This window comes from Nocardioides sp. CPCC 206348, from assembly GCF_048654705.1.
Taxonomy (GTDB): Bacteria; Actinomycetota; Actinomycetes; order Propionibacteriales; family Nocardioidaceae; genus Nocardioides.
Genome location: NZ_JBMCZA010000209.1, coordinates 47,955 through 48,191, shown reverse-complemented (window position 1 = coordinate 48,191; position 237 = coordinate 47,955). Strand labels below are relative to the sequence as shown.

Genomic DNA, 237 nt, shown 5'->3' with positions numbered 1-237 from the left:
GACCAGGGCACCCGGGTGATCGCCCTGTCCGACACCCCCAGCCCGGCCGTCGACATCGGCCCCAACGCCTACGAATGCGTGGCCGAGCACGACCCGGCCACCGCTGGTGAGGACTGCTCCTGGCCGTTTGCAGGATCCAGCAGCAACCGCGCCATGAAGGAAGCGGCCGAGCAGGTCAAGGGTGCCGCGTTCATCGACATGAACCCGCTGGTGTGCCCCGACGGCGTCTGCCGGGCG

1 protein-coding gene is annotated in these 237 nt (G+C 70.0%); it reads left to right on the top strand.

Annotation, left to right across the window (positions count from 1 at the left end):
* Nucleotides 1-237: hypothetical protein (locus ACOADB_RS20850; protein ID WP_378602955.1), on the top strand; the 237-nt coding region annotated here is incomplete at both ends.